Annotated in this window: 23 protein-coding genes and 1 riboswitch; of the genes, 14 read left to right on the top strand and 9 right to left on the bottom strand. The window is 73.4% G+C overall.

The window, feature by feature from the left end; genetic code table 11:
- Positions 1 to 135 precede the first annotated feature (135 nt).
- Positions 136 to 516, top strand: coding sequence for an antibiotic biosynthesis monooxygenase (locus JF597_RS23165; protein ID WP_293997854.1), 381 nt, complete (start codon positions 136 to 138; stop codon positions 514 to 516).
- Here the strand turns inward: JF597_RS23165 and JF597_RS23160 are convergent.
- Positions 513 to 1,163, bottom strand: coding sequence for a phosphotransferase (locus JF597_RS23160; RefSeq protein WP_293997851.1), 651 nt, complete (start codon positions 1,161 to 1,163; stop codon positions 513 to 515). The genes JF597_RS23165 and JF597_RS23160 overlap by 4 nt on opposite strands.
- A gap of 37 nt (positions 1,164 to 1,200) precedes the next feature.
- Positions 1,201 to 1,343: riboswitch (cobalamin riboswitch) on the top strand.
- 113 nt (positions 1,344 to 1,456) lie between these two features.
- On the opposite strand from JF597_RS23160, the gene JF597_RS23155 reads away from it, so the two are divergent.
- The 6 genes from JF597_RS23155 to JF597_RS23130 all read left to right on the top strand — a co-directional run bounded on the left by JF597_RS23155 (position 1,457) and on the right by JF597_RS23130 (position 7,915).
- Complete coding sequence (locus JF597_RS23155) at positions 1,457 to 2,671, top strand: prenyltransferase/squalene oxidase repeat-containing protein (protein ID WP_293997848.1); 1,215 nt, start codon at positions 1,457 to 1,459, stop codon at positions 2,669 to 2,671.
- Positions 2,668 to 3,297 carry an SCO2322 family protein gene (locus JF597_RS23150; RefSeq protein ID WP_293997846.1) on the top strand — a complete coding sequence of 210 codons (630 nt, stop codon included), beginning with the start codon at positions 2,668 to 2,670 and terminating at the stop codon, positions 3,295 to 3,297. Before JF597_RS23155 ends, JF597_RS23150 begins: the two co-directional genes overlap by 4 nt.
- 406 nt (positions 3,298 to 3,703) lie before the next feature.
- Positions 3,704 to 4,741: a CbiQ family ECF transporter T component gene (locus tag JF597_RS23145; RefSeq protein ID WP_293998017.1), complete on the top strand. Its 1,038-nt coding sequence runs from the start codon at positions 3,704 to 3,706 to the stop codon at positions 4,739 to 4,741.
- Positions 4,738 to 6,357 (top strand): ABC transporter ATP-binding protein, encoded by a 1,620-nt coding sequence (locus JF597_RS23140; RefSeq protein ID WP_293997844.1) that lies wholly within the window; start codon positions 4,738 to 4,740, stop codon positions 6,355 to 6,357. Before JF597_RS23145 ends, JF597_RS23140 begins: the two co-directional genes overlap by 4 nt.
- Positions 6,354 to 7,163 (top strand): ECF transporter S component, encoded by an 810-nt coding sequence (locus JF597_RS23135; protein ID WP_293997841.1) that lies wholly within the window; start codon positions 6,354 to 6,356, stop codon positions 7,161 to 7,163. Before JF597_RS23140 ends, JF597_RS23135 begins: the two co-directional genes overlap by 4 nt.
- A gap of 338 nt (positions 7,164 to 7,501) precedes the next feature.
- Positions 7,502 to 7,915, top strand: a complete 414-nt coding sequence (locus JF597_RS23130; RefSeq protein ID WP_293997838.1) for a transglycosylase SLT domain-containing protein — start codon at positions 7,502 to 7,504, stop codon at positions 7,913 to 7,915.
- A gap of 287 nt (positions 7,916 to 8,202) precedes the next feature.
- Here JF597_RS23130 and JF597_RS23125 read toward each other — a convergent pair whose 3' ends face one another.
- Positions 8,203 to 9,438, bottom strand: a complete 1,236-nt coding sequence (locus tag JF597_RS23125; protein WP_293997835.1) for a cytochrome P450 — start codon at positions 9,436 to 9,438, stop codon at positions 8,203 to 8,205.
- A gap of 287 nt (positions 9,439 to 9,725) precedes the next feature.
- On the opposite strand from JF597_RS23125, the gene JF597_RS23120 reads away from it, so the two are divergent.
- A complete protein-coding gene (locus JF597_RS23120; protein ID WP_293997833.1) occupies positions 9,726 to 10,895 on the top strand; it encodes a steroid 3-ketoacyl-CoA thiolase in 1,170 nt (389 codons plus the stop codon).
- A 33-nt stretch (positions 10,896 to 10,928) separates the two neighbouring features.
- Here the strand turns inward: JF597_RS23120 and JF597_RS23115 are convergent, their stop codons facing one another.
- On the bottom strand, positions 10,929 to 13,019 hold the full coding sequence (locus JF597_RS23115; protein WP_293997831.1) for a bifunctional glycosyltransferase 87/phosphatase PAP2 family protein: 2,091 nt from the start codon (positions 13,017 to 13,019) through the stop codon (positions 10,929 to 10,931).
- 382 nt (positions 13,020 to 13,401) lie between these two features.
- Here JF597_RS23115 and proP point away from each other — a divergent pair, with 382 nt between their 5' ends.
- The 3 genes from proP (at position 13,402) to JF597_RS23100 (ending at position 17,045) form a co-directional block, all read left to right on the top strand.
- Positions 13,402 to 14,784, top strand: a complete 1,383-nt coding sequence (gene proP / locus JF597_RS23110; protein ID WP_293997830.1) for a glycine betaine/L-proline transporter ProP — start codon at positions 13,402 to 13,404, stop codon at positions 14,782 to 14,784.
- A 301-nt stretch (positions 14,785 to 15,085) separates the two neighbouring features.
- On the top strand, positions 15,086 to 16,315 hold the full coding sequence (locus tag JF597_RS23105; RefSeq protein WP_293997828.1) for a DUF2330 domain-containing protein: 1,230 nt from the start codon (positions 15,086 to 15,088) through the stop codon (positions 16,313 to 16,315).
- Positions 16,316 to 16,373: 58 nt separating this feature from the next.
- Positions 16,374 to 17,045, top strand: a complete 672-nt coding sequence (locus JF597_RS23100) for an O-methyltransferase (protein ID WP_293997826.1) — start codon at positions 16,374 to 16,376, stop codon at positions 17,043 to 17,045.
- Between the two features lie 6 nt (positions 17,046 to 17,051).
- On the opposite strand, the gene JF597_RS23095 is transcribed toward JF597_RS23100, so the two are convergent.
- Positions 17,052 to 17,441, bottom strand: coding sequence for a hypothetical protein (locus JF597_RS23095; RefSeq protein WP_293997824.1), 390 nt, complete (start codon positions 17,439 to 17,441; stop codon positions 17,052 to 17,054).
- 91 nt (positions 17,442 to 17,532) lie between these two features.
- Between JF597_RS23095 and JF597_RS23090 the strand changes: the two genes are divergently transcribed.
- Entirely contained in the window at positions 17,533 to 17,982 is a 450-nt protein-coding gene (locus JF597_RS23090; RefSeq protein WP_293997822.1) for a DUF1992 domain-containing protein, read from the top strand.
- 22 nt (positions 17,983 to 18,004) lie between these two features.
- On the opposite strand, the gene JF597_RS23085 is transcribed toward JF597_RS23090, so the two are convergent.
- Both JF597_RS23085 and JF597_RS23080 read right to left on the bottom strand, forming a co-directional pair.
- Entirely contained in the window at positions 18,005 to 18,583 is a 579-nt protein-coding gene (locus JF597_RS23085; RefSeq protein ID WP_293997820.1) for a hypothetical protein, read from the bottom strand.
- Between the two features lie 3 nt (positions 18,584 to 18,586).
- Positions 18,587 to 19,240, bottom strand: coding sequence for a hypothetical protein (locus tag JF597_RS23080; RefSeq protein ID WP_293997818.1), 654 nt, complete (start codon positions 19,238 to 19,240; stop codon positions 18,587 to 18,589).
- A gap of 151 nt (positions 19,241 to 19,391) precedes the next feature.
- Here JF597_RS23080 and JF597_RS23075 point away from each other — a divergent pair, with 151 nt between their 5' ends.
- A complete protein-coding gene (locus tag JF597_RS23075; RefSeq protein ID WP_293997816.1) occupies positions 19,392 to 19,889 on the top strand; it encodes a GNAT family N-acetyltransferase in 498 nt (165 codons plus the stop codon).
- Here the strand turns inward: JF597_RS23075 and JF597_RS23070 are convergent.
- Positions 19,882 to 21,918, bottom strand: coding sequence for an MFS transporter (locus JF597_RS23070; protein ID WP_293997814.1), 2,037 nt, complete (start codon positions 21,916 to 21,918; stop codon positions 19,882 to 19,884). The genes JF597_RS23075 and JF597_RS23070 overlap by 8 nt on opposite strands.
- 161 nt (positions 21,919 to 22,079) lie before the next feature.
- Here JF597_RS23070 and JF597_RS23065 point away from each other — a divergent pair, with 161 nt between their 5' ends.
- Positions 22,080 to 22,979: a peptidoglycan-binding domain-containing protein gene (locus JF597_RS23065; RefSeq protein WP_293997812.1), complete on the top strand. Its 900-nt coding sequence runs from the start codon at positions 22,080 to 22,082 to the stop codon at positions 22,977 to 22,979.
- Positions 22,980 to 23,285: 306 nt separating this feature from the next.
- Here JF597_RS23065 and JF597_RS23060 read toward each other — a convergent pair whose 3' ends face one another.
- Positions 23,286 to 23,948 carry an HAD-IA family hydrolase gene (locus JF597_RS23060; protein ID WP_293997810.1) on the bottom strand — a complete coding sequence of 221 codons (663 nt, stop codon included), beginning with the start codon at positions 23,946 to 23,948 and terminating at the stop codon, positions 23,286 to 23,288.
- A 178-nt stretch (positions 23,949 to 24,126) separates the two neighbouring features.
- Entirely contained in the window at positions 24,127 to 24,708 is a 582-nt protein-coding gene (locus JF597_RS23055; protein WP_293997808.1) for a TMEM165/GDT1 family protein, read from the bottom strand.
- Positions 24,709 to 24,851 lie beyond the last annotated feature (143 nt).

Here is a 24,851-nt window from a genome sequence, read left to right as displayed (position 1 = left end):
TGCCGTCGTGGCCGGTCGCGCAGTCCTCCCCCGGTCTTCGGCCGGGGGTGCCCCCAGCGCCCCTCCGGGCGCTGCCGGCATCCCGTTCGGGAAAGGCGCTGGATCGCCGGACGCGTCCCGCCCTACGGTGCCGCCATGAGCAATCACCCGGAAGCCGCTGTCGCGCCCGTCGAGGCCTACGAACCCCCTTACTACGTCGCTGTCTTCACCACGGTGCGGACCCAGGAGCAGAGCGGCTACAGCGAGACCAACGCGCGGATGGAGGACCTGGTGAAGGACATCCCCGGTTATCTGGGGATGGACCACGCGCAGACGCCGGGCGGGCTGGGCATCACCGTCGGGTACTTCCGCGACGCCGAGGCGCTCACCCGGTGGCGGACCGACGCCGAGCACCGCGCGGCACAGAAGCGCGGGCGGGCCGAGTGGTACGAGAGCTACACCCTGCACGTGGCGAAAGTGGAGCGGAGCCACGGTTTCACGCGAGGGGAGTCCGCGGACGCGGCGCCGGAAGGCTAGAAGGCGAGCGACCGTATCAACTGCTCAGCCGCACCGAGCAGTTCGACCTCGTCCCTGCTCATCGTCGGATTGGCCGCCCGGCGGCGCAGGGCTTCCGTCAGCCCCTCCTCGGTCAGCTCGCCGGGATCGGCGAGCAGGGCCGTCAGCATGTCGTGGGCCGGCGGGTACGCGCCGAGGGCCGCTTGGGCGAGGATCACCGCGGACATGCCCCAGTCGAGTCCGGGCGGGCCGTCCTCGGCGTTGCTCCAGTCGATGACCCGGGGGCCGTCAGGGGTCACCATCACGTTGTCGGGGTGCAGGTCGAGGTGGAGGACCCGGGCGCCGGGGTCGGCCGGGTCCCGGCCGGGCACGGCGTGCAGCCGCCGCAGCAGCGAGGCGAGCAGCGCACCGCCCTCCGCCGCGTCCGTCTCCCCCGCCAGCAGCGCCGCCAGCATGGTCGGCCCGGACAGCCGCTCCATGACCAGTTCGGTACGGGACCCGGTCGGCCGCACCCGGGGCGCCGGGTACCCGTGCTCGCGTACGTACGTCATCACCGCGCCCTCGGCGGCCGCGTCCCCCCAGCCGTCCCGGTCCCGGCGCAGTACCCAGGCCCCGTCGAGCTCGTACACGTCGGCCGAACGCCCCGAACCGAGCAGTCTCCCCGTCATGGCATGACCATAACGAACTGGTCCCCGCACAGCCCCCTCTCAGCTTCTCCCGGGCGGCCGGTAAAGTAGCCGGGTCGTCATCACCCGTACGGGGGGAAGCCGGTGCAATTCCGGCGCTGACCCGCAACCGTGAGCCACCCACCCGTGGCAAGCCGGACCGCCGCGGCCGGGACGTTGATCGGCTCATGTGCGCCGGCACCCGTCGTCGCACGGCACCGTCGAGGTTTACGGAGCCGAGCCGCCGGGGTCTCCCCTGCTGCCCGGCTCCCCGCAGGGAGAGGCACCCGCCGACCATGACCGTCCTCCGCCGCGCCGCCGGAGTGCTGGCCGCCACCGCTGTCATCGGTACCGCCACGCCCGCGACGACCGCGCTGGCCGCCGGCAGCCCGTCGCCGTCCACGTCGGCGGTGCTGCCGTCGGGGCTGTACGGCGGTGCGGACCCCAAGTTCGACGGCGTCTGGCGCCAGTCCCTCGCCCTGCTGGCGCAGCGCGCGGTGGGGGTGACCCCTGCCGTGAAGGCGGTGGACTGGCTGGCGGGGCAGCAGTGCGCGAACGGCGCGTTCGCCGCGTTCCGCGCGGAGCCGACGTCGGCCTGTGACGCCAAGGTGACGGTCGACACGAACAGCACCGCCGCCGCCGTACAGGCCCTGAAAGCGGTCGGCGGGCACGACGCCGCCGCGGACAAGGCCGTGAGCTGGCTGAAGTCGCAGCAGAACAAGGACGGCGGCTGGGGCTACGCCCCGGGCTCGCCCAGCGACACCAACTCCACCGGCGTGGTCATCGGGGCGCTCGCGGCGGCCGGCGAGAGCGCGCAGAGGTCGCCGTACGACCTCCTCGCCAAGTGGTCCCTCGCGTGCGGCAAGGACGGTGGCGGTGCCCTCGCCTACCAGCCGGACAAGCAGGGGAAGCTGACCGCCAACGCGGACGCGACCGCGGCCGGGGTGCTCGGGGCCCTCGGCAAGGGGTTCGTGACGACGGCCGGGAAGGCCCCGGCGAAGGCCCCCGCCTGCGCCACCTCCGGCAAGACGCCCACGCGGGAGGAGGTGGCCCGCAACGGTGCCGCGTACCTGGCGGACGCCATGTCCAGGAGCGGCCACCTCGTCTCCACGCTCCCCGGCGCCTCACCGCAGCCGGACTTCGGAAACACCGCCGACGCCGTTGTCGCCCTGGCCGCGCAGGGCTGGACCGGGCAGGCGCAGAAGCCGTACGCCTGGCTGGAGGCGCACGCCGCGCCGTGGGCGGAGCAGAGCGGACCCGCGGCCTACGCCGAACTGGTCCTCGCCGCACACGCGATGGGCGCGGACCCGCGCGACTTCGGCGGTACGAACCTGGTGACGGCGCTGAACGCGACCGGACCGGCCCCGCAGGCCGCCGCCGCGAAGCAGGGCGGGAAGCACGCCGAGGGGAAGAAGTCGGGCAACAGCGTGTGGTGGATCGTCGGCACCGGGCTCGTCGCCGGTATCGGCATCGGCTTCCTGTTCAGCGGCCGGCGGAAGCAGCAGCTGTGACCGCGGGCCGCCGTGCGGCGCTGCTGTTGCTGGCCGCGCTGACGCTGTGCGCGACGGCCGCCGCCGGGCCGGCGGCGGCGACCGGCTACCGCTACTGGTCCTTCTGGGAGCGGGACGGCGCGCACTGGACGTACGCCACGCAGGGCCCCTCGACCGCGCAGCCCGCCGACGGTTCGGTCGAGGGTTTCCGCTTCGCGGTGAGCGCGGACTCGGCGGACGCGTCGCGGCCGCGCGGCACGGCGGACTTCGGGACGATCTGCGCGGACACCGCAGCCGTCGGGGGCCGCAAACGGGTGGCCCTGGTCGTCGACTTCGGTACGGCGGCGGACGCACCCCCGGGAGAGAAGCCGCCGGCGCGGCGGACGGCCTGCGCGGTGGTGCCCGGGGACGCGACGACGGCGGAGGCGCTGGCGGCGGTGGCGAAGCCGCTGCGGTACGACACGAACGCGTTGTTGTGCGCGATCGGGGGGTATCCGTCGCGGGGCTGCGGAGAGAAGGTGACGGCGGGGGCCGGGGGTTCGTCGTCTGGCGGCGGCCCGTCGCTTGGCCTGGCGGCCGGCGTGGCGGTGGTCGCGCTCCTCGCCACGGGAGCCTTCTGGCAGACACGGCGGCACCGACATGCCTGACACCGCGGGCCGGTGGGGGTTCTCCGCGCAGTTCCCCGCGCCCCTGACAGGGCACGCCCCCGCCGCCGGCAGCCGCACCACCGCAAGCCGGTGGGGGGCCTCCGCGCAGTTCCCCGCGCCCCTGACGGGGCACGCCCCCGCCGCCGGCAGCCGCACCACCGCAAGCCGGTGGGGGGTCTTCGCGCAGTTCCCCGCGCCCCTGAAGGGGCGCTGCGGCCCCCTGCTCAGTCTGCGGGCGGTCGTGCCGATGGGGAGATGGGGGTCCCCCCGCGCGAGCGAAGCCGAGCGTGGGGGAGGGTGGGCGCAGGCGGCGCCCCGCAGGCGTGGGCGAGCGGCCCTGCCCCCGGGCCGGCCGCCGCGCGCCCGCGCGCTGCATCCCGGTGCCTGGTGGCTCTGGTCGCTCTCGATGGGGGTCGGGGCGTCGCGGACGAGCAACCCGCTTCTCCTCGGGCTGCTCATCGCGGTCACCGCCTACGTCGTGGCCGCCTGCCGCAGCCGGACCGCCCCCTGGGCCCGCTCCTACGCGGCGTTCGCGCGGCTCGGTCTCGCCGTCCTGCTCGTGCGCCTCGCGTTCACCGTCGTCCTCGGCTCCCCCGTCCCCGGCGCGCACACCCTCGTCACCCTCCCCGAAGTCCCGCTCCCGCACTGGGCCCAGGGCATCCGCCTCGGCGGCCGGGTCACCGCGGAGGCACTCGTCTTCGCCCTCTACGACGGGCTCCGGATCGCCACCCTCCTCATCTGCGTCGGTGCCGCGAACGCGCTCGCCAACCCGGCCCGGCTGCTCAAGTCCCTGCCCGGTGCCCTGTACGAACTGGGCGTGGCCGTCGTCGTCGCGCTCACCTTCGCACCGCACCTCGTCACCGACGTGCAACGGCTGCGGGCCGCCCGGCGGCTGCGCGGCCGTCCCGACTCCGGCATCCGCGGCCTGCTCCAGGTCGCACTCCCGGTCCTGGAGGGCGCGTTGGAGCGGTCGGTCGCCCTCGCCGCCGCGATGGACGCGCGCGGGTACGGCCGCAGCGCCGACGTCCCGGCCCGGGTCCGCCGTACGACGGCCGGGCTGACCCTCGGCGGTCTGCTCGGCGTCTGCGCGGGGCTGTACGGGCTGCTCACCACCGAGGGCGGCGGCTACGGGCTGCCCCTCCTGCTGGCCGGGGTGGCCGCCGCGCTGGCGGGGCTGCGGCTCGGTGGCCGGCGTTCGCCGCGCACCCGGTACCGGCCGGACCCGTGGGACGCGCGGGCCTGGCTGGTGTCCGGGGCGGGCGCCGCCGTCGCCGCCCTGCTCACCCTGGCGTCCGTCCGCGACCCGGCCGCCCTGCAGCCCGGTGTCGTACCGCTGGTCGCCCCCACGCTTCCGTTGTGGCCCGCGGCCGCCGTGCTGCTCGGCCTGCTGCCCGCCCTGATCGTTCCCGAGGGTCCCGGCGGTCCCGAGGAGGAGTCGTCGTGATCCGTTTCGAGGACGTGTCCGTGACGTACGAGGGTGCCGCCCGACCCGCGGTGCGGGGCGTCGACTTCGAGGTGCCGGAAGGGGAACTCGTCCTGCTGGTGGGCCCGTCCGGGACTGGGAAGTCGACGGTCCTGAACTCCGTGAGCGGGCTCGTGCCGCACTTCACCGGCGGCACCCTGCGCGGCCGGGTGACGGTCGCCGGCCGGGACACCCGGACCCACCGGCCGCGTGAACTCGCCGATGTGGTGGGCACGGTGGGGCAGGATCCGCTCGCCCACTTCGTGACCGACACGGTGGAGGACGAACTCGCCTACGGGATGGAGTCGCTGGGGATCGCCCCGGCCGTGATGCGGCGGCGGGTGGAGGAGACCCTCGACCTGCTGGGGCTCGCCGAGCTGCGGGACCGGGCGATCGCCACGCTCTCGGGCGGGCAGCGGCAGCGGGTCGCGATCGGGTCGGTGCTCACCCCGCACCCCGCGGTCCTGGTGCTCGACGAGCCGACCTCCGCCCTCGATCCCGCCGCCGCCGAGGAGGTGCTGGCCGTGCTCCAGCGGCTGGTGCACGACCTGGGCACGACGGTGCTGCTGGCCGAGCACCGGCTGGAGCGGGTCGTGCAGTACGCCGACCGGGTCGTGCTGCTCCCGGGGGACGGGGCCGCGCCGGTGTGCGGGACGCCCGCCGAGGTGATGGCCGTGTCGCCGGTGTGTCCGCCGGTGGTGGAGCTGGGGCGGCTGGCCGGGTGGTCGCCGCTGCCGATGACCGTGCGGGACGCCCGGCGCCGGGCGGCGGCGACCGGGCTGCGGGAGCGCCTCGGCAGGCGGGTCCCGGCGCAGCGGCCCGCGAGCCCCGTGGCCGCCCCGGCGGCTCCCCTCGCCGAGGTCCGCTCCCTCGGCGTCCGCCGGGGCCGGGTCGACGCGCTGCGGGGCGTCGGTCTCACCGTCGCCGCCGGGGAGACCGTCGCCCTGATGGGGCGCAACGGCGCCGGGAAGTCCACGCTGCTCAACGCGCTGGTCGGGCTCGTCGAGCCGGGTTCCGGCACGGTGCGGGTCGGCGGCGCGGTCCCGCACCGCACCCGCCCGCGCGACCTCGTGCGCCTCGTCGGGCTGGTCCCGCAGGAACCCCGTGACCTGCTGTACGCCGACACGGTCGGTGCCGAGTGCGCGGCCGCCGACCGGGACGCGGGGGCGGAGCAGGGGACCTGCTGCGGGCTGGTGTCCGGTCTGCTGCCCGGGGTGGCGGACGACACGCACCCCCGTGATCTCTCCGAGGGGCAGCGGCTCGCCCTCGCGCTGGCCGTCGTCCTCACGGCCCGGCCGCCGCTGCTCCTGCTCGACGAGCCGACCCGGGGCCTGGACTACGCGGCGAAGGCCCGGCTGGTGGGCGTGTTGCGCGGGCTCGCCGCCGACGGGCACGCGATCGTGCTGGCCACGCACGACGTGGAGCTGGCCGCGGAGCTCGCGCACCGGGTGGTGCTGCTCGCGGAGGGCGAGGTCATCGCGGACGGGCCGACCGAGGAGATCGTCGTCTCCTCGCCGTCCTTCGCGCCGCAGGTGACGAAGGTCCTCGCGCCCGAGCGGTGGCTCACCGTGGCCCAGGTCCGCGAGGCCCTGGCGTGAACGGCCCGGTGCGGCTCGGCCCCCGCTCCCTCGTCGCTCTGCTCCTCGTCAGCGTGGTCGGGGTGGTCGCCGTCGGCTGGCCGTTCCTCGCGCCGCCCTCCTCGCGGATCGCCTCGCACGCCCAGGACGCGCCCTGGCTCTTCGCGGGCCTGCTGGTGCTGCTGGTCGCCGTGCTCGCGGCGACGATCGCCGAGTCGGGGCTCGGTCCCAAGGCGGTCGCGATGCTGGGCGTGCTGGCCGCGACCGGGGCGACGCTGCGGCCGGTCGGTGCCGGGACCGCCGGGATCGAGCCGATGTTCTTCCTGATGGTGCTGAGCGGACGGGTGCTCGGGCCGGGCTTCGGGTTCACCCTGGGCTCGCTGACCATGTTCGCGTCGGCGCTGCTCACCGGCGGGGTGGGGCCATGGCTGCCGTTCCAGATGCTGGCGATGGGCTGGTTCACGATGGGGGCCGGGCTACTGCCGGGCGCCGGACGGCTGCGCGGCCGCGGTGAGCTGGCGCTGCTGGCGGGCTACGGCTTTTTGGCCGCGTTCGCCTACGGCCTGGTCGTCGACCTGGCCGGCTGGCCGCTGCTGGCCGGCAACGCCTCGAACCTCGCCTTCGACCCGCACGCCGGGCCCGCCGCCAACCTGGCCCGTTTCCTCGCCTACAGTCTGGCCACCGCCATGGGCTGGAACCTGGGCCGGGCCCTGTGCACGGTCGTCCTCACCCTCTTGCTCGGTCCGGCGCTGCTGCGGGCGCTGCGCCGGGCCACCAGGCGGGCCGCTTTCGAGACCGCGGTCACATTCGACGGTCCCGGGACGTGAGGCGCCGTACGCGCCCGGTGACGTGAGCGGTGAAGCGCCCCACATGACGCACGTCACCTACGATCCGGAACAGTAGTCGGACTCTTCCACTATGTCCGTTTTGACACCCTCGATGACCTGCGGTTCGAGAGCCACGCCACACAACGGACCAAACCCTCCTATGCGACCACCACTAGTAAAAGGGGTGATTGCGGACGGCTTTCCGGCCTGCTTGTCTGGACGACGTCGCCAGGCGCCACGAGCCCACAGCGGGCCGCGGCGCCGACGCACACGGACCGCCCCCACGGGTGGTTCCGGAGCACACGGCGACTCCCTGTCCCCGACGAACGAGGTTCTCCGTGTCCGTGTCCTTCATCCGCCGCATCGCTTCCCCGAAGAAGGCCCTCACCACCGCCGCCGTGGCCGCTGCCGCCGCCGGCATGGCCCTGACCGCGGCGCCCGCCCAGGCCGCCACCACGTCGGCCTCCTCCGCCCAGGCGATCGCGCACAAGATGATTCCGGACGCCACGCAGTTCAACGCGTTCAGCAAGATCGTCTCGCACGAGAGCGGCTGGAACCCCTCCGCCACCAACTCCTCCTCCGGCGCCTACGGCCTGGTCCAGGCCCTGCCCGGCGCCAAGATGGCGTCCGCAGGCTCCGACTGGAAGACCAACCCCGCCACCCAGATCAAGTGGGGTCTGGACTACATGAACTCCCGCTACGGCAGCCCGGCCGCCGCCTGGAGCTTCTGGCAGGCCAACGGCTGGTACTGAGCCGGCCGACCCGCGGTCAATCGCGGCCGAGCCGCGCACCCGCCGCTGATCCCCGGCGCCGCGCGCCTTTGAACCCCGGCACCCTCGCCCCCCTCTCCTGGGCGAGGGTGCCGACGCGTGTCCGGACACCGCCGGAAGGGACGGGACGGTGACCGGCGTCTCGGGGGAGGCAGGAACGGGGCGTAGGGAGGGGTGCTCCTGCCTCCCTCGGGACGGGCCGGCGGCGCCGGGAGCCGTCGGCCCGGGTCGGAGGGGTGACGTGCGGCGTGCCTGGGGTCCGGGGCGGTCTACGCCGTGGTGACCTGCAGGTGTTTCACGCCGTTGATCCAGGCCGAGCGGAGCCGGTCCGGGTCGCCGGTCAGGCGCAGGTTCGGCATCGCGTCGGCGATCGCGTTGAAGATCAGGTCGATTTCGAGGACGGCCAGGGACTTGCCGAGGCAGTAGTGGGGGCCGCCGCCCCCGAAGCCGAGGTGGGGGTTGGGGTCGCGGGTGATGTCGAAGGCGTCGGGGTCGGCGAAGACCTCGGGGTCGTGGTTGGCGGAGGCGTAGAAGACGCCGACCCGGTCGCCCTTGCGGATCAGCTTGCCCCCCAGCTCGGTGTCCTGGGTGGCGGTGCGCTGGAAGGAGTTGACCGGCGTGGCCCAGCGGACGATCTCCTCGGCCGCGGTCGCCGGGCGCTCGCGCTTGTAGAGGTCCCAGGCCTCGGGGTGGGTCAGGAAGGCGTGCATGCCGTGGGTGATGGCGTTCCGGGTGGTCTCGTTGCCGGCCACCGCGAGCATCAGCACGAAGAAGCCGAACTCGTCGGAGTTGAGGTTGCCCTCGTCCTCGGCGGCGACCAGCGTGGAGACGATGTCCTTGGCGGGGCACTGCTTGCGGTCGGCCGCCATGTTCATCGCGTAGGCGATCAGCTCGGTGGCGGACTCGGCGCCCACCTCCTCGGTGATCGCGTACTCCGGGTCGTCGTACGAGATCATCTTGTTGGACCAGTCGAAGATCTTGGCCCGGTCGTCCTGCGGGATGCCGATCAGTTCCGCGATCGCCTGGAGGGGAAGCTCGCAGGCGACCTCGGTGACGAAGTCGAAGGGGCCCGTGTGGGCGCGCGCCGCCTCGACGATCGCCCCGGCGCGGGTGCGCAGGCGCTCCTCCAGGGCCCGGATCGACCGCGGTGTGAAACCGCGCTGGATGATCTGGCGGACCCGGGTGTGCTCCGGCGGGTCCATGTTGAGCAGGATCAGCCGCTGGGCGTCGATGGCGTCGCGCTGCATGTGCTCGCCGAAGCGGATGATCGCCGTGTTGAGCCAGGAGGAGAAGAGCTCGGGGTGCGTGGAGACGTACTTGACGTCCGCGTGCCGGGTGACGGCCCAGTAGCCGTCGTCCGCGAAGCCGGCGAGGCCGTGCGGCTGTTCGATCCAGCGGACCGGTTCGGCCTGGCGCAGGGCTGCGAACTCCGGGAGCGGCACCCGGTGACGGAGCAGATCGGGGTCGGTGAGGTCGAACCCGTCGGGCAGCGCGGGACAGGGCATGGCGACTCACTCCCACCGTGTACGAACCTGGATGTGTCGGTGTTCCGGCGGTCGTTCCGACAGCCGTTCTGACGGACCATCAGAAATGCCGGTTGTCGTGAAGGTAATAACGGGTTCTACAACTCGCAAGGGGCACGGTCACCCCAATTGCATGCACCCCTCTTGCGGTTGTGGACGGCCTGTCAGCAGACTGCACCCAGAACTAGTACGCGTTCTAGTTCTGCGTGGCGGGCCGGGCCGGGACGCCCCTGCGCCGCGCGGGTGACCGAGGAGAGGACCGAGCCCCCATGGCCGCGGAACCCGTGATCGTCGAAGCCGTACGCACCCCCATCGGCAAGCGCGGCGGCGCGCTCGCCAACCTGCATCCCGCCTACCTCCTGGGCGAGACCTACCGTGAACTCCTCGGCCGCACCGGCATCCCCGCCGACGCGGTCGAGCAGATCGTCGGCGGCACGGTGACCCACGCCGGCGAGCAGTCCATGAACCCCGCGCGTACCGCCTGGCTGACCATGGGGCTGCCGTACGAGACCGCGGCCACCACCGTCGACTGCCAGTGCGGCTCCTCGCAGCAGGCCTCGCACATGACCGCCAACATGATCGCCGCCGGGGTCATCGACGTGGGGATCAGCTGCGGGGTCGAGGCGATGTCCCGGGTGCCGCTGGGCTCCGGCTCCAAGCACGGGCCGGGCAAGCCCTTCCCCGACGAGTGGAACGTCGACCTGCCCAACCAGTTCGAGGCCGCCGAGCGCATCGCCCGCCACCGGGGCCTGACCAGGGAGGACGTCGACGCCCTTGGCCTGCTCTCGCAGGAGCGGGCGGCGCACGCCTGGGCCGAGGAACGCTTCAAGCGCGAGACCTTCGCCGTCCAGGTGCCGACGACGGAGGAGGAGCAGCACGCCGGGCAGGGCATGTGGCGCCTGGTCGACAAGGACGAGGGGCTGCGGGACACGTCGGCGGAGGCGCTGGCGGGCCTGAAGCCGGTGATGCCGACGGCTGTGCACACGGCGGGCAACTCCTCCCAGATCTCGGACGGCGCCGCCGCCATCATGTGGGCGTCGAAGCGGATGGTCCGCGCCCTCAAGCTCCGCCCCCGGGCCCGGATCGTCGCCCAGGCCCTGGTCGGCGCCGACCCGCACTTCCACCTCGACGGCCCCATCGACGCGACCCGCGCGGTGCTCGGCAAGGCCGGCATGACCCTCCGGGACATCGACCTCGTCGAGATCAACGAGGCGTTCGCGTCGGTGGTGCTCAGCTGGGCCCGGGTCTTCGAGCAGAACCTGGACAAGGTCAACGTCAACGGCGGCGCGATCGCCCTCGGCCACCCGGTGGGGGCCACCGGCGCCCGCCTCATCACCACCGCCCTGCACGAACTGGAGCGCACGGACAAGGAGTTCGCCCTGGTCACCATGTGCGCGGGCGGCGGCCTGGCGACGGGGACGATCATCCAGCGGCTGTAGCGACGGACGTCTCCGGACGGCGGCTCCGAGCGCTCAGCCGGACATGCTGCGCCGCGCCGCCGTCCGAGCATCCGCGGCGCCGTCGTGGCTGGTCGCGCCCACGCGGCGGAGCCGCACATGGAAACGGCCCGCGCCCCTTCGGGGCGCTGCCGCCCGCGGCCCCTGCAGCAGGTACCCCACCCCGAAGCCCGCGCCGACCACCGCCGCGCCGCCCACCGCGTCCAGGACCCAGTGGTTGCCGGTGCCGATGATCGCCGAGACGGTGAGGAGGGGGTGGATCAGGCCGAGCGCCTTCAGCCACCACCGCGGGGCGACGACGGCGATGACGATCCCGCACCACAGCGCCCAGCCGAAGTGCAGCGAGGGCATCGCCGCGTACTGGTTGGTCAGCTGGGTGAGGGTGCCGTAGTCCGGCTTGGCGAAGTCCTGCGGGCCGTGCACGGTGTCGATGATGCCGAGGCCCGGCATCAGACGGGGCGGGGCCAGCGGGTAGAGCCAGAAGCCGATCAGGGCGAACGCGGTGGCGAAGCCGAGGGCGGTGCGGGCCCAGCGGTAGTCGACCGGGCGGCGGACGTAGAGGACGGCGAGGACCGTCAGCGGGACGACGAAGTGGAAGGACTCGTAGTAGAAGTCGAGGAAGCTCCGCAGCCAGCCGACGCCGTACACGGTGTGGTTGGCCCAGTGCTCGATGTCGAGGTGCAGGAACCGCTCGATGCCGTGGATCTGGTGCCCGTGGCGCTCCGCGCGGGCCCGCCCGGAGGTGCCGTTCCCGTCCCCGGCGGCGGCGAGCCGGATCTGCTGGTAGACGAAGTAGACCAGCCGCATCGCGACCAGTTCGAGGAAGAGGTTGGGGCGGGTCAGCACCCGGCCCAGCGAGGGGGCCAGCGGGACCTGCCGGAGACGGGCCGGGACCGGTTCGGCGTAGTCGGTCGGGACCGGGCGGGCGAACTCCGGGGCGGTGCGGGACAGGAACGGGACGACCATGGCCGCGGCCAGGGCGGCGAACAGGATCGTGTTGTCGCGCACCGGCACGAAGAGCGACTGGTTCGGCAGCATCGCCTTGGCGGGCAGCGTCATCACGAGGACCACCACGACCGGCCACACGGTCCGGTCGGCGGCGCGCCGCCCGGCCCGGCCGACCACCGCGAGCAGCACCCACAGCAGCTGGTGCTGCCAGGCCGTCGGCGACACCGCGATCACCGCGCAGCCGGTGATCGCGACCGCGAGCAGCAGCTGCCCGTCGCGGGCGTAACGCACCGCCCGGCGCAGCGCGACGACGGCCACGGTCGCGCCGAGCCCGAGGAACACCACGATCTCCAGCGGGCCGCTCAGCCCGAACCGCAGCAGGGCACCGTGCAGCGACTGGTTGGCGAGCGCGTCCGCCTCGCCGCCGAGGCCGGTGCCGGCGATGTGGTGGATCCAGTAGGTGTACGAGTCGTGCGGCAGCGCCGCCCAGGCCAGCACCGTGCAGACGGCGAAGGTCGCGCCGGTGGTGACGGCGGCCCGGCGGCGGCCGGTGAACCACAGCAGCGGGGCGAAGAGCAGCAGGGCCGGCTGGAGGGCGGCGGCCAGCCCGACGCACACTCCGCTGTCGCGCTGTCCGCGGGCGGCGAAGCAGCCCAGCAGCACCAGCAGGACCGGGATGATGCTGGTCTGGCCGAGCCAGAGGGTGTTGCGGACGGGCAGCGAGAGCAGCAGCAGGCTGATCGCGACCGGCGCGGCCAGCAGCGAGGTGCGGCGGTTCACCGGCTGGGGCAGCGCGCGGGCGGCGACCAGCCCGAGGGCGACCACCAGCAGCAGCGTGCCGAAGGTCCAGCCCCAGCCGAGGGCCTGCTCGGCGGCTCTGGTGAGCGGCTTGAGCACCAGCCCGCCGAAGGGGGTGCCGGTGAACTGCGTCGAGTCGTACAGGGAACCCTTGACGTGCAGGACGCCGTCGGGGCCGACCCAGGTCTCCAGGTCCGTCAGCCGTTCACCGCTCGGCGTGCCGAGGACGGCGGCCAGCTGCCGTGCGACGAGGATCGCGGCCACCGCCCACAGGCCGAGCCGGGCCATTCTGAACCGTGCTCCGGCCTCCGCCCTGCCGAAAGCCTCCCCCGCTCGTCCACCGTGCTTCACGTCCGCCACGCCTCGCCGGCCTCCCGCCCCGTTACGCACACCCGCTGATGCGCTCGATCGCTCCGAGAACCCTACGAGGCTCTCAGCACCCCTGGACAGAGACGCAGGCAACCCCCGTGTCACCTGACGTCCCTCCGCCTTTTGTCCGGAAGACGACAGCGCCCCGGGGGTCTGGTTGACACCACGGAGCGCGACAAGGGTCACACTGCGCAACACGCATACCTGCGCGGGAGCGGGCAGACGTCCCTGCACAGAGCGCGTTTGGCCGCACTGTGCAGGTAAGCGCGTACGCGACGTAACACCCCCAAGTGCTCCTATCGTCGCTTTTCGTCCCGTCCGCCGCCGTACGGGCCGCGTCCCTGTCCCCCACGAAAGGTAGGCGAGCCCCGTTTTGGCGACCGCCGCAGCAGTCACTCCGTCCCTCCAGGCCCCCGGTCCCCGTACCGCCACCGCACCCGCCCCGACCGTCACCGACCCCGCGCTGGTGAAGCGCGCCGTGAAGGCGGCCGCGCTCGGCAACGCCATGGAGTGGTTCGACTTCGGCGTCTACAGCTACATCGCGGTGACGCTGGGCAAGGTCTTCTTCCCGTCCGGCAACCCGACCGCCCAGCTGCTGTCCACGTTCGGCGCCTTCGCGGCGGCCTTTCTGGTCCGCCCGCTGGGCGGCATGGTCTTCGGCCCGCTCGGCGACCGCGTGGGCCGCCAGAAGGTCCTCGCCCTCACCATGATCATGATGGCGGCGGGCACCTTCGCGATCGGCCTGATCCCCTCCTACGCGGCGATCGGCGTCGGCGCCCCGCTCCTGCTCCTCGCCGCCCGCCTGGTCCAGGGCTTCTCCACCGGCGGCGAGTACGCGGGCGCGTCCACGTTCATCGCCGAGTACGCGCCGGACAAGAAGCGCGGCTTCTTCGGCAGCTGGCTGGAGTTCGGCACGCTGGCCGGCTACATCGGCGGCGCCGGCCTGGTGACCCTGATGACGGCCCTGCTGTCCTCGGACGACCTGACCTCCTGGGGCTGGCGCATCCCCTTCCTGATCGCGGGCCCGATGGGCATCATCGGCCTCTACCTGCGGATGCGCCTGGAGGAGACCCCGGCGTTCGCGGCGGAGGTCGAGAAGGCGGAGTCGTCCCGCCCGAAGGTCCCCCTCCGCGAGATGATCACCGGCCAGTGGCGGGCGCTGCTCCTCTGCATGGCCCTGGTCCTGGTCTTCAACGTCACCGACTACATGCTGCTGTCGTACATGCCCAGCTACCTGACGAGCGAGCTGAAGTACGACGAGACGCACGGCCTGCTGGTCGTCCTCGGCGTGATGACGCTGATGATGATCGTCCAGCCGTTCGCCGGGGCCCTGACCGACCGGGTCGGCCGCCGCCCGGTGATCGCGGCGGGCTGCGCCGGGTTCCTGCTCCTCTCTGTCCCCGCCCTGCTCCTGATCCGCCAGGGGAGCCTGCTCGCGGTCGCCCTCGGCATGGGCGCCCTGGGTCTGCTCCTGGTCTGCTTCACGGCAGCGATGCCGGCCGCCCTCCCGGCCCTCTTCCCCACCCGGGTCCGCTACGGCTCCCTGTCGATCGGCTTCAACATCTCGGTCTCCCTCTTCGGCGGCACGACCCCCCTGGCGGTGACGGCCCTGATCGGAGCGACCGGAAACCTGATGATGCCCGCCTACTACATGATGGCCGCAGCGATAGTGGGCGGCTTCGCCGCCTGGCGCATGACAGAAACAGCAGGCAAGCCCCTACCGGGCTCGGCCCCTTCGATAGAAGCCTCCGCTTGATAGAAGCCCCCCGCCAAAAGCGCCCCTTCAGGGGCGCTGGGGGTACCCCCGGCCGAAGGCTGGGGGAGGAACTGCGCGACAGGCCCCCACCGGCCCGCACCCGGCGAAACAGGCCCAGCCACCACCCGGGGGGCGCAGGGAACTGCGCAAATCCCCCACTCGCCTGCACGTTCGAACGATCGGCCCCGTCCGCCCGTACCGTCGGTAGACAGACGGTGGCTGTCCGGAACGGCCCAGGAACCACGCACTCCGCCCTACCGTCTGCAGTCCTGATCGACGGTAGGGCGGAGGGCATCGGTTCATGATCGGCCAGCGGCGACCCCGCCGACGCACACGTCTCCTCGCGGTCCTCCTCATCCTCACCGGCATCCAGTTCGGCGGGCTCGCCGCCCCCGCGTTCGCCTGCGCCTACGGCGCCCTCGTCCCCGACGCCGCCCGGCGGGTCACCGTCGGCCGCGAGGAATCCGTACTGCGCTGGGACGGCACCCGCGAACAGATCGTGATGCGTCTGACGGTCGGCGGCGACACCGACCGCGCCGCCTGGATCATGCCCGTCCCGCACCGCGCCACCGTCGCCCTCGCCGACCCGGCCCTCTTCGACCAGCTGCACACCCTCACCGCCCCGGTGCACCGCACCCGCTCCCACTTCTGGCCCGGGGACGGCGACTGGCCCCTCACCACCGGCGGCGACACCACCGGCGGCCCGCCCGGCGCCGGCGTCGGCGCCGGGCCCCGCGTCGGCGTGGTCGCGCGCCAGCGGCTCGGCCCGTTCGACGTGGCCCAGCTGACCGCCACCGACTCCGGCGCCCTGGACGGCTGGCTGCGCAGCAACGGCTTCCCCTTCCCGTCCCGCCTGGACGCCGCGCTGCAGCCCTACGTCGCGGACCACTGGGAGTATGTCGCGGTCAGACTCGCCCCGCAGACCGCGGGCACCGCGCTGCACGGCGCCCTCGACCCGCTCCACCTCGCCTTCGCCAGCGACCGCCCGGTCTACCCGATGCGGCTGTCCCGGCTCGCGGCCACCCCGCAGTCACTCGGCCTGTACGTCCTCGCCGCGCACCGCATGGAGCCGCGCTCGGCGATCGGCGGCGACCGCCCGCGGGTCGTCTACGCCGGCCGGCTCGGCCGCCCGTCCGGCGACCTGCGCGAGCTGGCCGCGGGCACCCCGTACCTGACGGCGATCGGCCAGGAGTTCCCGTACCCGTCCCGGATCTCCGCCGACCTGGTGCTGCGGCGGGCGGCCGCGGACACCCCGTTCCAGCAGGTCGTCTACGAGGACCGGCTGCGCCAGGTGGCCGGGATCCCGGCCTGGCTGCTGACAGCCGGCACCGCGCTGCTGCTGGTCGTCACCACCGCCTCGCTCGCGGCCGTACGCCGCACCCGCCACCCGGCCCCACCGCCCCCACCGGCGCAGCCCCCCGGCACCTCCGGCGCGGCCGCCGGCCGGACCACCGACGCCCCCTGCGCCGATCGGCTGAGTTCCGTACGGCACCGGGGCGGTGGATCACCGGCGCGCCCGTCGCCTCAGTAGTGCTATCCAGGTAGCTGTCACTGGACAGCCATCTGCATAGGCGAAAGGCAGCGGACGCATGAGCGGCTCTCAGCTCTGGGACGACGTCGACTTCTACTTCACCAGCCACCTGTCACCGGACGACGAGTCGCTCCAGGCGGCCCTGCGGGAGAGTGAGGCGAATGATCTCCCGCACGTCAACGTCACTGCCAACCAGGGCAAACTCCTCCAGCTCCTGGCCCAGATCCAGGACGCCCGGAACATCCTGGAGATCGGCACCCTCGGCGGTTACAGCACCATCTGGCTGGCCCGCGCCCTGCCCGCCGACGGGAGGCTGATCTCGCTGGAGTACAGCGCCCGGCACGCCGAGATCGCGGTCCGCAACATCGCCCGCGCGGGCCTGGAGAAGCTGGTCGAGGTGCGGGTGGGGCCCGCCCTGGAGTCCCTGCCCAAGCTCGCCGACGAGAACCCGGCCCCCTTCGACCTGGTCTTCATCGACGCCGACAAGGCCAACAACCCGCACTACGTCGAGTGGGCGCTCCGGCTCACCCGCACCGGCAGCCTGATCATCGTCGACAACGTGGTGCGCGGCGGCCGGGTCGTCGAAGCCGAGAGTGCCGAGCCGGACGTGGTCGGCACCCGCGCCGCGATCGAGCTGATCGCGGCGCACCCGAGGCTGACCGGTACGGCGATCCAGACCGTCGGCAGCAAGGGCTACGACGGCTTCGCGCTGGCGCGGGTCCTCGACTGACCGGGCTCAACCCTCCTGGTAGAACCCCACGTTGACGCTGCGCGGGGCGGTGCGGTCCCGGATGACGATCTCGCCGGAACCGCCCCGGGGCAGCGTGACCGTGCCGCCGTACGCGATGGCCTGGGCGTACTCGCCGACGGTGAGCAGCACCTCGGAGGACGGTTCGGCCTGCGAGCCGCGCAGCCAGGTGACCTGCCAGCCGCCCTCGGGCCCGCACAGGAACTCCAGGTGCACGCGGGAGACGAACAGCCAGTCGTCGGGGGTCGCGAGCCGGCAGGCGGCGGCGTCGCGGCCCACCCGCAGCACGGCGCCGGGGTCGCTGGGCGCGTCGGCCATGAGCATTCCGGCCGTCTCGCCCGCTTCTCCGGACACGGAGGCCATGGTGAGTTCGAGCACGTGCGTTCCCCCTGCGCGGTTCCGGAATCCTTCGTGGATCTCCGGCGCATGATAAAACGCCCGGCCGGGCCGCGTCCGGCACAATGGAGTCATGACCGAGCGAAAGCCACCCGGGGTGCCGTTCGAGTCCTGGGTCGACAAGCAGATCCAGGACGCCCAGCGGCGCGGCGAGTTCGATCAACTGCCGGGCACGGGCGAGCCGTTGCCCGCCGCCCTGGAGACGTCGTACGACGAACTGTGGTGGATCAAGCGGAAGATGGCCCGGGAGGGCCTGGCGGTGCTGCCGCCGACGCTCGCCCTGCGCAAGGAGGCCGAGGACGCGCTGGCGGCCGCCTGGGCGGCGCCCTCCGAGCGGATCGTCCGCAAGATCATCACGGACGTCAACGTCAAGATCCGCGACATGATGTTCAAGCCGCCACCCGGGCCCCCGCTGGGCAAGAAGCCGTACGACGTCGAGGCGGTCGTACGCGAGTGGCGGGAGCGCCGGACGGCGGCCGGGGCCGGGGCGGACCGGGACCCGGAGCCGGACCCGCACGGGTGACCGGCCCGGGGACCCGGGTGACTCACATGTGCAGCAGCCGGTCCGCCAGTTCGCGGTAGTCGCGCAGGGCCAGCCGGAGCTGCTCGGTGTCGGCGCTGCCGGGGCGGTTCGCCTCGGCCGACTGCCAGCTGCCGCGCAGGGTGCGGCGGCGCCTGTCGATGGCGTCGGTGAAGCGGGCGGTGATCTCCTCGACGGCCCGGTCGGCCTCCTCGACGGCCGCCCGCGGCTCGTCGACGAAACCGGTGACCGCGTGCTGGAGACGGCGCTCCAGCTGTCCGCACTCCTCGCGGGGCATCAGCTGCCCACCGCCGCGGCCCGCGTCCGTCTCGGGCCCCGGGCCGTCACCGGCGTCCCTCTCGTGCCCCGGGCCGTCACCGGCCACCAGCACCGCCTGCCCGGGCGCACCCCGGTCGTCCCGGTCGTCCAGGTCGTCCCGGTCGTCCATGCGTCGGGGTTCCTCCTGCCCCGGGGTGACGCCGCTCACCGAGGCGTCGCCCCAGTCGGTCGTCCCCTGCTCTCGTCCCGGGGGCATCGCGGTACCGCCGGGATACACGTCGCCGCCGACGGGGCGGCGGCCCGATCCGGTCCTGGCGTCGGTCATGGGTCAACTCTCCTTCGGGCGGCTCTGGTCGGCGGACCAGGGCAGGTGTCCGCCGGTGTCGGTGTCGGCACCGACACCGGCGCGGTGCCGGCCGTGTTCGCGGGACGACGGGGCGACCAGGTCGTCGAAGAGCGAACGGGCCTCGAGCATGGCCGTCCGCATCTCCTCGGTACCGGCCTGGCCCAGCGGGGAACCGCCCACGGGAGCCAGGGCGGCGCGGTGGATGCGGCGGTAGCCGTCGACGTGGTCCGCGTGGTGCACGGACAGGGCGTCGACCTGGTCGTCGTACTGGGCCTCGGCCGGGAAGCCCCGGGCGGCCGCCACCTCGGCGAGCAGCCGGTCGATCTCGGTCACGGACTCCCGGGGCGAGTCGACGAAGTGCTCCTGCGCGGTGGTCCAGCGGGCCGCGTAGCGTTCGCGTTCCGCCGGGTCCAGCTCGCGCTCGTGCAGTGCGCCGTGGCGCTGCACCCGCTCGGCGAGTTCCCGCTCGGCCGCCTTGGTGTCGCCGCCGTGCTGGGCCACCGTCCGCTCGTACTCGGGCCCGAAGCGCCGCTTCAGACCCTGCGGGCCGCTGCCCCTGGCGCGCACGGCCAGGAGGGCCGCGACGACGAACACGGCGGCCGCGATCACGATCGCGATGATCAAGCCTGTGGACATGGTTGCCTTCCGGTGTCTCGGCCCGACGGGCCGTCTCCCTCACCGGGTGACCCGCGCACCGGCCCGCAAACAGCCCGGCCGGACGGAGCCGTCCCGCGGCCGCCGATATCCGGTTGCGCAGACCACCCCGGTCCGCCGGAGACTACGGCCCATGACCTCCTGGACGATCACCCCGGAACGCCCGGACTCCCCCGCCGCGCTCGCCCTGTGGCGGGCGTACTACACGGAGGTCAGCGACCGCTGGTACCTGCGCCACGAAGGCCACCGCACCGACCCGGCCGAGCTGGACCGGGAGATCGCCGCCCGTCCGGGCACCGAACTGGCCCCGCCCACCGGGCGGTTGCTGGTCGCGCGGTACGACGGTGAGCCGGCCGGCAGCGCCGGCGTACGGCTCCTGGAACCGGCCACCGCGGAACTCACCCGGGTCTTCGTGCACGAGGGGCTGCGCGGCAGGGGCGGCGCCGCGCTCCTCGTCACGGTGGCCGAGGACGCGGCCCGTGCCCTCGGGGCCCGGCGGATCGTCCTGGACACCCGCACCGACCTGGTGGAGGCCCGCGCCCTGTACGCGCGGCTCGGCTACACGGAGACCGCGCGGCACAACGACGACGTCTACGCCGAGCACTGGTTCCGCAAGGAGCTCGTCAGCTGACCCGCCCCGCCGCGGGGCTCTGCGGCTGCTCGCGTTCGGTGCCGCACAGTTCGTCGGTCAGCTCCCGCACCAGGCGGTCCAGGTCGGTGGGCCGGTCCGGGCGCCACCAGTCGCCGAGGAGGTCGGCGAGGGACTCCTCACGGGCCCCGGCGAGCCGGTCGGCGACCTCGCGGCCCTGCCCGGTGAGGGTCAGGTCGAGGCCCAGGCGGTCCACGAGGCGCCGCTCCTCCAGCTGCCGGGCGCCCGCCAGGACGACGTTCATCGGGACGGGGCCGCGCTCGGCGAGCCGCCCCGGCTCCACCGAGCCGTACTTCCGGATCCGCAGCAGCAGCCAGCCCGAGGCGGGCAGCAGGTCGGCGTACCCGGCGCGTGCGTTGATCTTCCGGTAGACCTCCCGGCGCCCCTCCCGGGTGCCGAGCAGGGACAGGGCACGGGAGCACTCGTCGTACGAGGACCGCTGGACCGGGTTGGGCGGGATGGTCTCGGACGCGTCCGGCGCGGTGACCGAGCCGCGCAGCCGGTCCTCCTTGAGGAACCAGGCGAGGACGAAGCCGAGGGCGGCGACCGGAGCGGCGTACAGGAAGACGTCGGTGATGGAGGACGCGTACGCGTGCAGGGCCGCCGGGCGCAGCGCGGGCGGCAGGGCGGCGATGCCCCGCGGGTCGGCCTTGAGGGCGGACGGGGTGGCGCCGGGCGGGAGGTGGACGCCCCGGAAGGCGTCGGCGAGCTTGTCGGCGAGCCGGCTCGCGAAGACGGAACCGAAGACGGCGACGCCGAAGGAGGCCCCGATGGAGCGGAAGAAGGTCGCACCGGAGGTGGCGACGCCGAGGTCCTCGTAGGAGACGGAGTTCTGGACTATCAGCACCAGCACCTGCATGACCAGTCCGAGGCCCAGTCCGAAGACGAAGAAGTAGCCGCTCATCTCGGCGGTCGAGCTGTGCTCGTCGAGGCGGTGGAGCAGCAGTAGCCCGATGGTCGTCACGCCGGTGCCAGCGACCGGGAACACCTTCCAGCGCCCCGTACGGCTGACGATCTGCCCGGAGATCGTGGACGACAGCAGCAGGCCGGCCACCATCGGCAGCATGTACACGCCCGACAGGGTCGGTGAGATGCCCTGCACCACCTGGAGGAAGGTCGGCAGGTAGGTCATCGCGCCGAACATCGCGAACCCGACGATGAAGCTGATCACGGCCGCGAGGGTGAAGGTGCGGATGCCGAAGAGCTTCAGCGGGAGCACGGGTTCGGCGGCCCGCCGCTCGGCGGCGACGAAGGTGGCGGCGAGCACCACCCCGACCACCACGAGCCCGATGATCTGCGCCGACCCCCACGCCCACGTCGTCCCGCCCAGTGAGGCCACCAGCACCAGGCAGGTGGCGACGGCGGCGATCAGGCAGGTGCCGAGGTAGTCGATGACGTGGTGGGCGGTCCGGCGCGGGATGTGCAGCGCGGCGGCGATCACCGCGAGCGCGACGACGCCGACGGGCAGGTTGACGTAGAACACCCAGCGCCAGCTGAGATGCTCGGTGAGCACCCCGCCGAGCAGCGGTCCGAGCACGCTGGCCGCACCGAAGACGGCACCGAACAGCCCTTGGTACCGACCCCGTTCGCGCGGCGGCACGATGTCCCCGACGATCGCCATCGACAGCACCAGCAGCCCGCCGCCGCCCAGCCCCTGCAGGGCACGGAAGCCGATCAGCTCCCCCATGTTCCGGGCCGTCCCGCACAGCGCCGACCCGACGAGGAAGATCAGGATCGCGAGCTGGAAGAGCCGCTTGCGGCCGTACTGGTCGCCGAGCTTGCCCCACAGCGGGGTGGCGGCGGTGGAGGCCAGGAGGTAGGCGGTGACCACCCACGACAGGTGCTCGAGCCCTCCGAGGTCGCTGACGATGGTCGGCAGCGCCGTCGACACGATCGTCTGGTCCAGCGCGGCCAGCAGCAGCCCGAGCAGCAGCGCGCCGATCGGGACCAGCACGTTGCCGGGTACGCGCTCGGCTTCCTTCGCCTGGGTGTGCGTCGTTTCCAGGGCCATGGAGACCTCCCGGGGCTTTCGGCCATCTTCCATCGTGGACGGTGTCACCCGGTATGGCCCGTCGAGTCCTTTTCGGTGCCGTTGAGACGAGGGGTTCCGAGGAACGTACGTGTGGGTGCTCTGCATAATCTGTGGAGTTCGTGAGGGGAGGGACGAGCGCCGTGACGGACACGACGGGCAGCGGGGGCCACCAGTGCCCGGAGTGCGGGACGCCGAAGAGCGCGGACGGCTCCCCCTCCTGCGACTGCAACCGGCGGACCGCCGACGCGTTGCGCGACGCGCGTACGGCCGAACAGGCGGCGGCGGAGGACTTCGACCCGCTGCGGATACGGCCGTACATCGACATAGAGCGCGCCGGCGGCGCGGAGACCGAAGCGGTCCGGGCGGTGGGGGAGCCGACGATCCCGTTGCCCGCGGTGACGGGGCCGGCGCCCGAGCCGGTCTCCGGCGTCGAGCCGCCGGACGCCCCCGAGGAACCTCGCCGGCGTTCCCGGCGGACCCTGCTGCTGGCCGTCGCCGGAGCGGTGGTGGCGGTCCTCGCCGCGGCGGGGTTCGTGAGCGGCCTCTTCGCCCGGCTGACGCCGGAGCGGGACGGGGCGGCGCCGCAGGACGTACGGGAGAGCGTCCCGGACGTGCCGCCGAGCACGGCGTCGCCTTCGGTCGCGGCGCCGACGACGTCGCGCCCTTCGGAGTCGGCGTCCGCGTCGGCATCGGCGAGCCCGAGCCGCTCCGCGGCGGCGTCGAGCGCGCCGCCCTCGCCGACCGACGCCCGCTCGGCCACGCCCACCCGGTCGACGCCGACGGCCACCGCGTCCGCCACCGCGCAGCCCTCCTCACCCGCGGTCCTCCGCCCCGGCGACAGCGGCGCGCAGGTCACGGAACTCCAGCTCCGGCTGAAGCAGGTGGGCCTCTACTCGGGGGACGCCGACGGCCACTACGACAGCAAGACCGAGAGCGCGGTGCGCACGTACCAGCTGACGCGGGGGATCCTGACCGACGAGTCGGGGGTGTACGGGGCGGCTACCCGGGCGGCACTGGAGTCGGAGACGACGAAGCCGTAGGAGGGGCGGGCCGACGGGGGGTGTTGCCGGGCGGGCGGTGAGTGGTGCTGGTCGGGACGGTTGGGGCGGTGGGTTGCGGTGGGGGTGTCACTGCGGGTGCGTGGGGGCTCGTCGCGCATTTCCCCGCACCCCTGACCGGGCACTGACCCCGCCGCTTCTCCTCAGCCGCGGGCTGCGGTGGCGGTGAGACTGCGCGTGCGTGGGGGCTCATCGCGCCGTTCCCCGCACCCCTGACGGGTGCTGGGGCGGCACGGGTGGGCGCGGGGGGCGCCCGGCCGGCGCCGGTGAGCGTCCCTACCCCCGGCGTCAGCCCCCGTTCGCGGTCACCCGGAGGGAGCCGTCCGCCGCCGTCTCGACCCGTACCTGTGTCAGGTCCGGCACCACCACGTCCGGCCCGTGCACCCCGGCCCGCGGGCCGACGCCGACGACGCGCATCCCGGCCGCCCGGCCCGCCGCGATTCCCGCGCCCGAGTCCTCGAACACCACGCAGTCCGCCGGAGCGACCCCCAACTCCGCCGCCCCCTTCAGAAAGCCCTCGGGATCGGGCTTGCTGGCGCCCACCGACTCCGCGGTCACCCGCACCGCCGGCAGCGGCAGCCCGGCGGCGGCCATCCGCACCGTGGACAGCGCCACGTCCGCCGAGGTCACCAGCGCGTGCGGCAGGCCCTGGAGGGAGGCGAGGAAGGCCGCGGCGCCCGGGACCTCCACCACGCCCTCCACGTCGGCCGTCTCCTCCGCCAGCATGCGCGCGTTGTCCGCGAGGTTCTGCTTCATCGGCCGGTCCGGCAGCAGCACGGCCATGGACGCATGCCCCTGGCGCCCGTGCACCACCTTCATGACCTCGTCGCCGTCCAGCCCGTGCCGCTCGGACCAGCGCCGCCAGATGCGCTCGACGACGGCGTCGGAGTTGACGAGGGTGCCGTCCATGTCGAGCAGGAGGGCGCGGGCGGTGAGGACGGTGGCCGTCATCGGGCAGCTCCTAGTGCACAGGCCGAAAGCAGGCCGGGAAGAACAAGGCGGCCCCGCCCGCCGGTCAGGGAAAACGGGCGGGAGCCACTTTGTTTCTCCACGGTACAAAACAGAACCCGGATCCCGCCACCACCTTCGCCGACCGTTCACCGAGTCTTCAGCTCACGATCCGACCCGCTCAGCCCGCGATCGCCTCCCACAGGCTCCACACGCCCAGCGCCAGCATCAGCACCGCCGCGATCTGCGTGATCAGCCGCAGCGGCACCTTCTTCATCAGCGCCTTGCCGCCGACGATGCCGAGGCCGGCCACCGCCCACAGGCCGAGCACGGCGCCGAGGCCGACGGAGAGCGGGTCGTCGTAGCGCGCCGCGAGGTTCGCCGTCATGATCTGCGTGAGGTCGCCGAACTCGGCGACCAGGATGAGGGTGAACCCGGTACCCGCGACCTTCCAGAAGGACTGGTCGGCCGGCTTGCGGATCTCCTCGTCCTCCTCGTCCTTCTTCAGCAGCAGCACGGCCGCACCGCCGAGGAAGAGCACGCCGGTCAGCGCGTGCACGATCTGCTGCGGGAGCAGGGTCAGGACGCTGCCGGCCGCAACGGCGAGCACGACGTGCAGAAGGAAGGCCGCGGCGACACCGGCGAAGACGTAGGACGCCCGGTAGCGCGTGCCCAGGACGAGACCGGCGAGCGCGGTCTTGTCGGGCAGCTCGGCGAGGAAGATGACGCCGAAGACGATCGCCGTCACGGTGATGCTGATCAAGGGTCCTCAATCGGTCGGGCCACCCCACCGAGAGCACCGCACTTCGCAGACCACAGCCTCGGCATGGCAGCACACACGGTCACCCGTGCCGTACGGCACGGGTGTGCACTGCTTGCCGAAGGTCTCGCTGGCGGCCCCGTGAC

The sequence above is a fragment of the Streptomyces sp. genome, from assembly GCF_019510245.1.
Lineage (GTDB): Bacteria > Actinomycetota > Actinomycetes > Streptomycetales > Streptomycetaceae > Streptomyces.
Note: the sequence above shows the minus strand (reverse complement) of the source record. Positions and strands in the feature narration are given on the sequence as shown.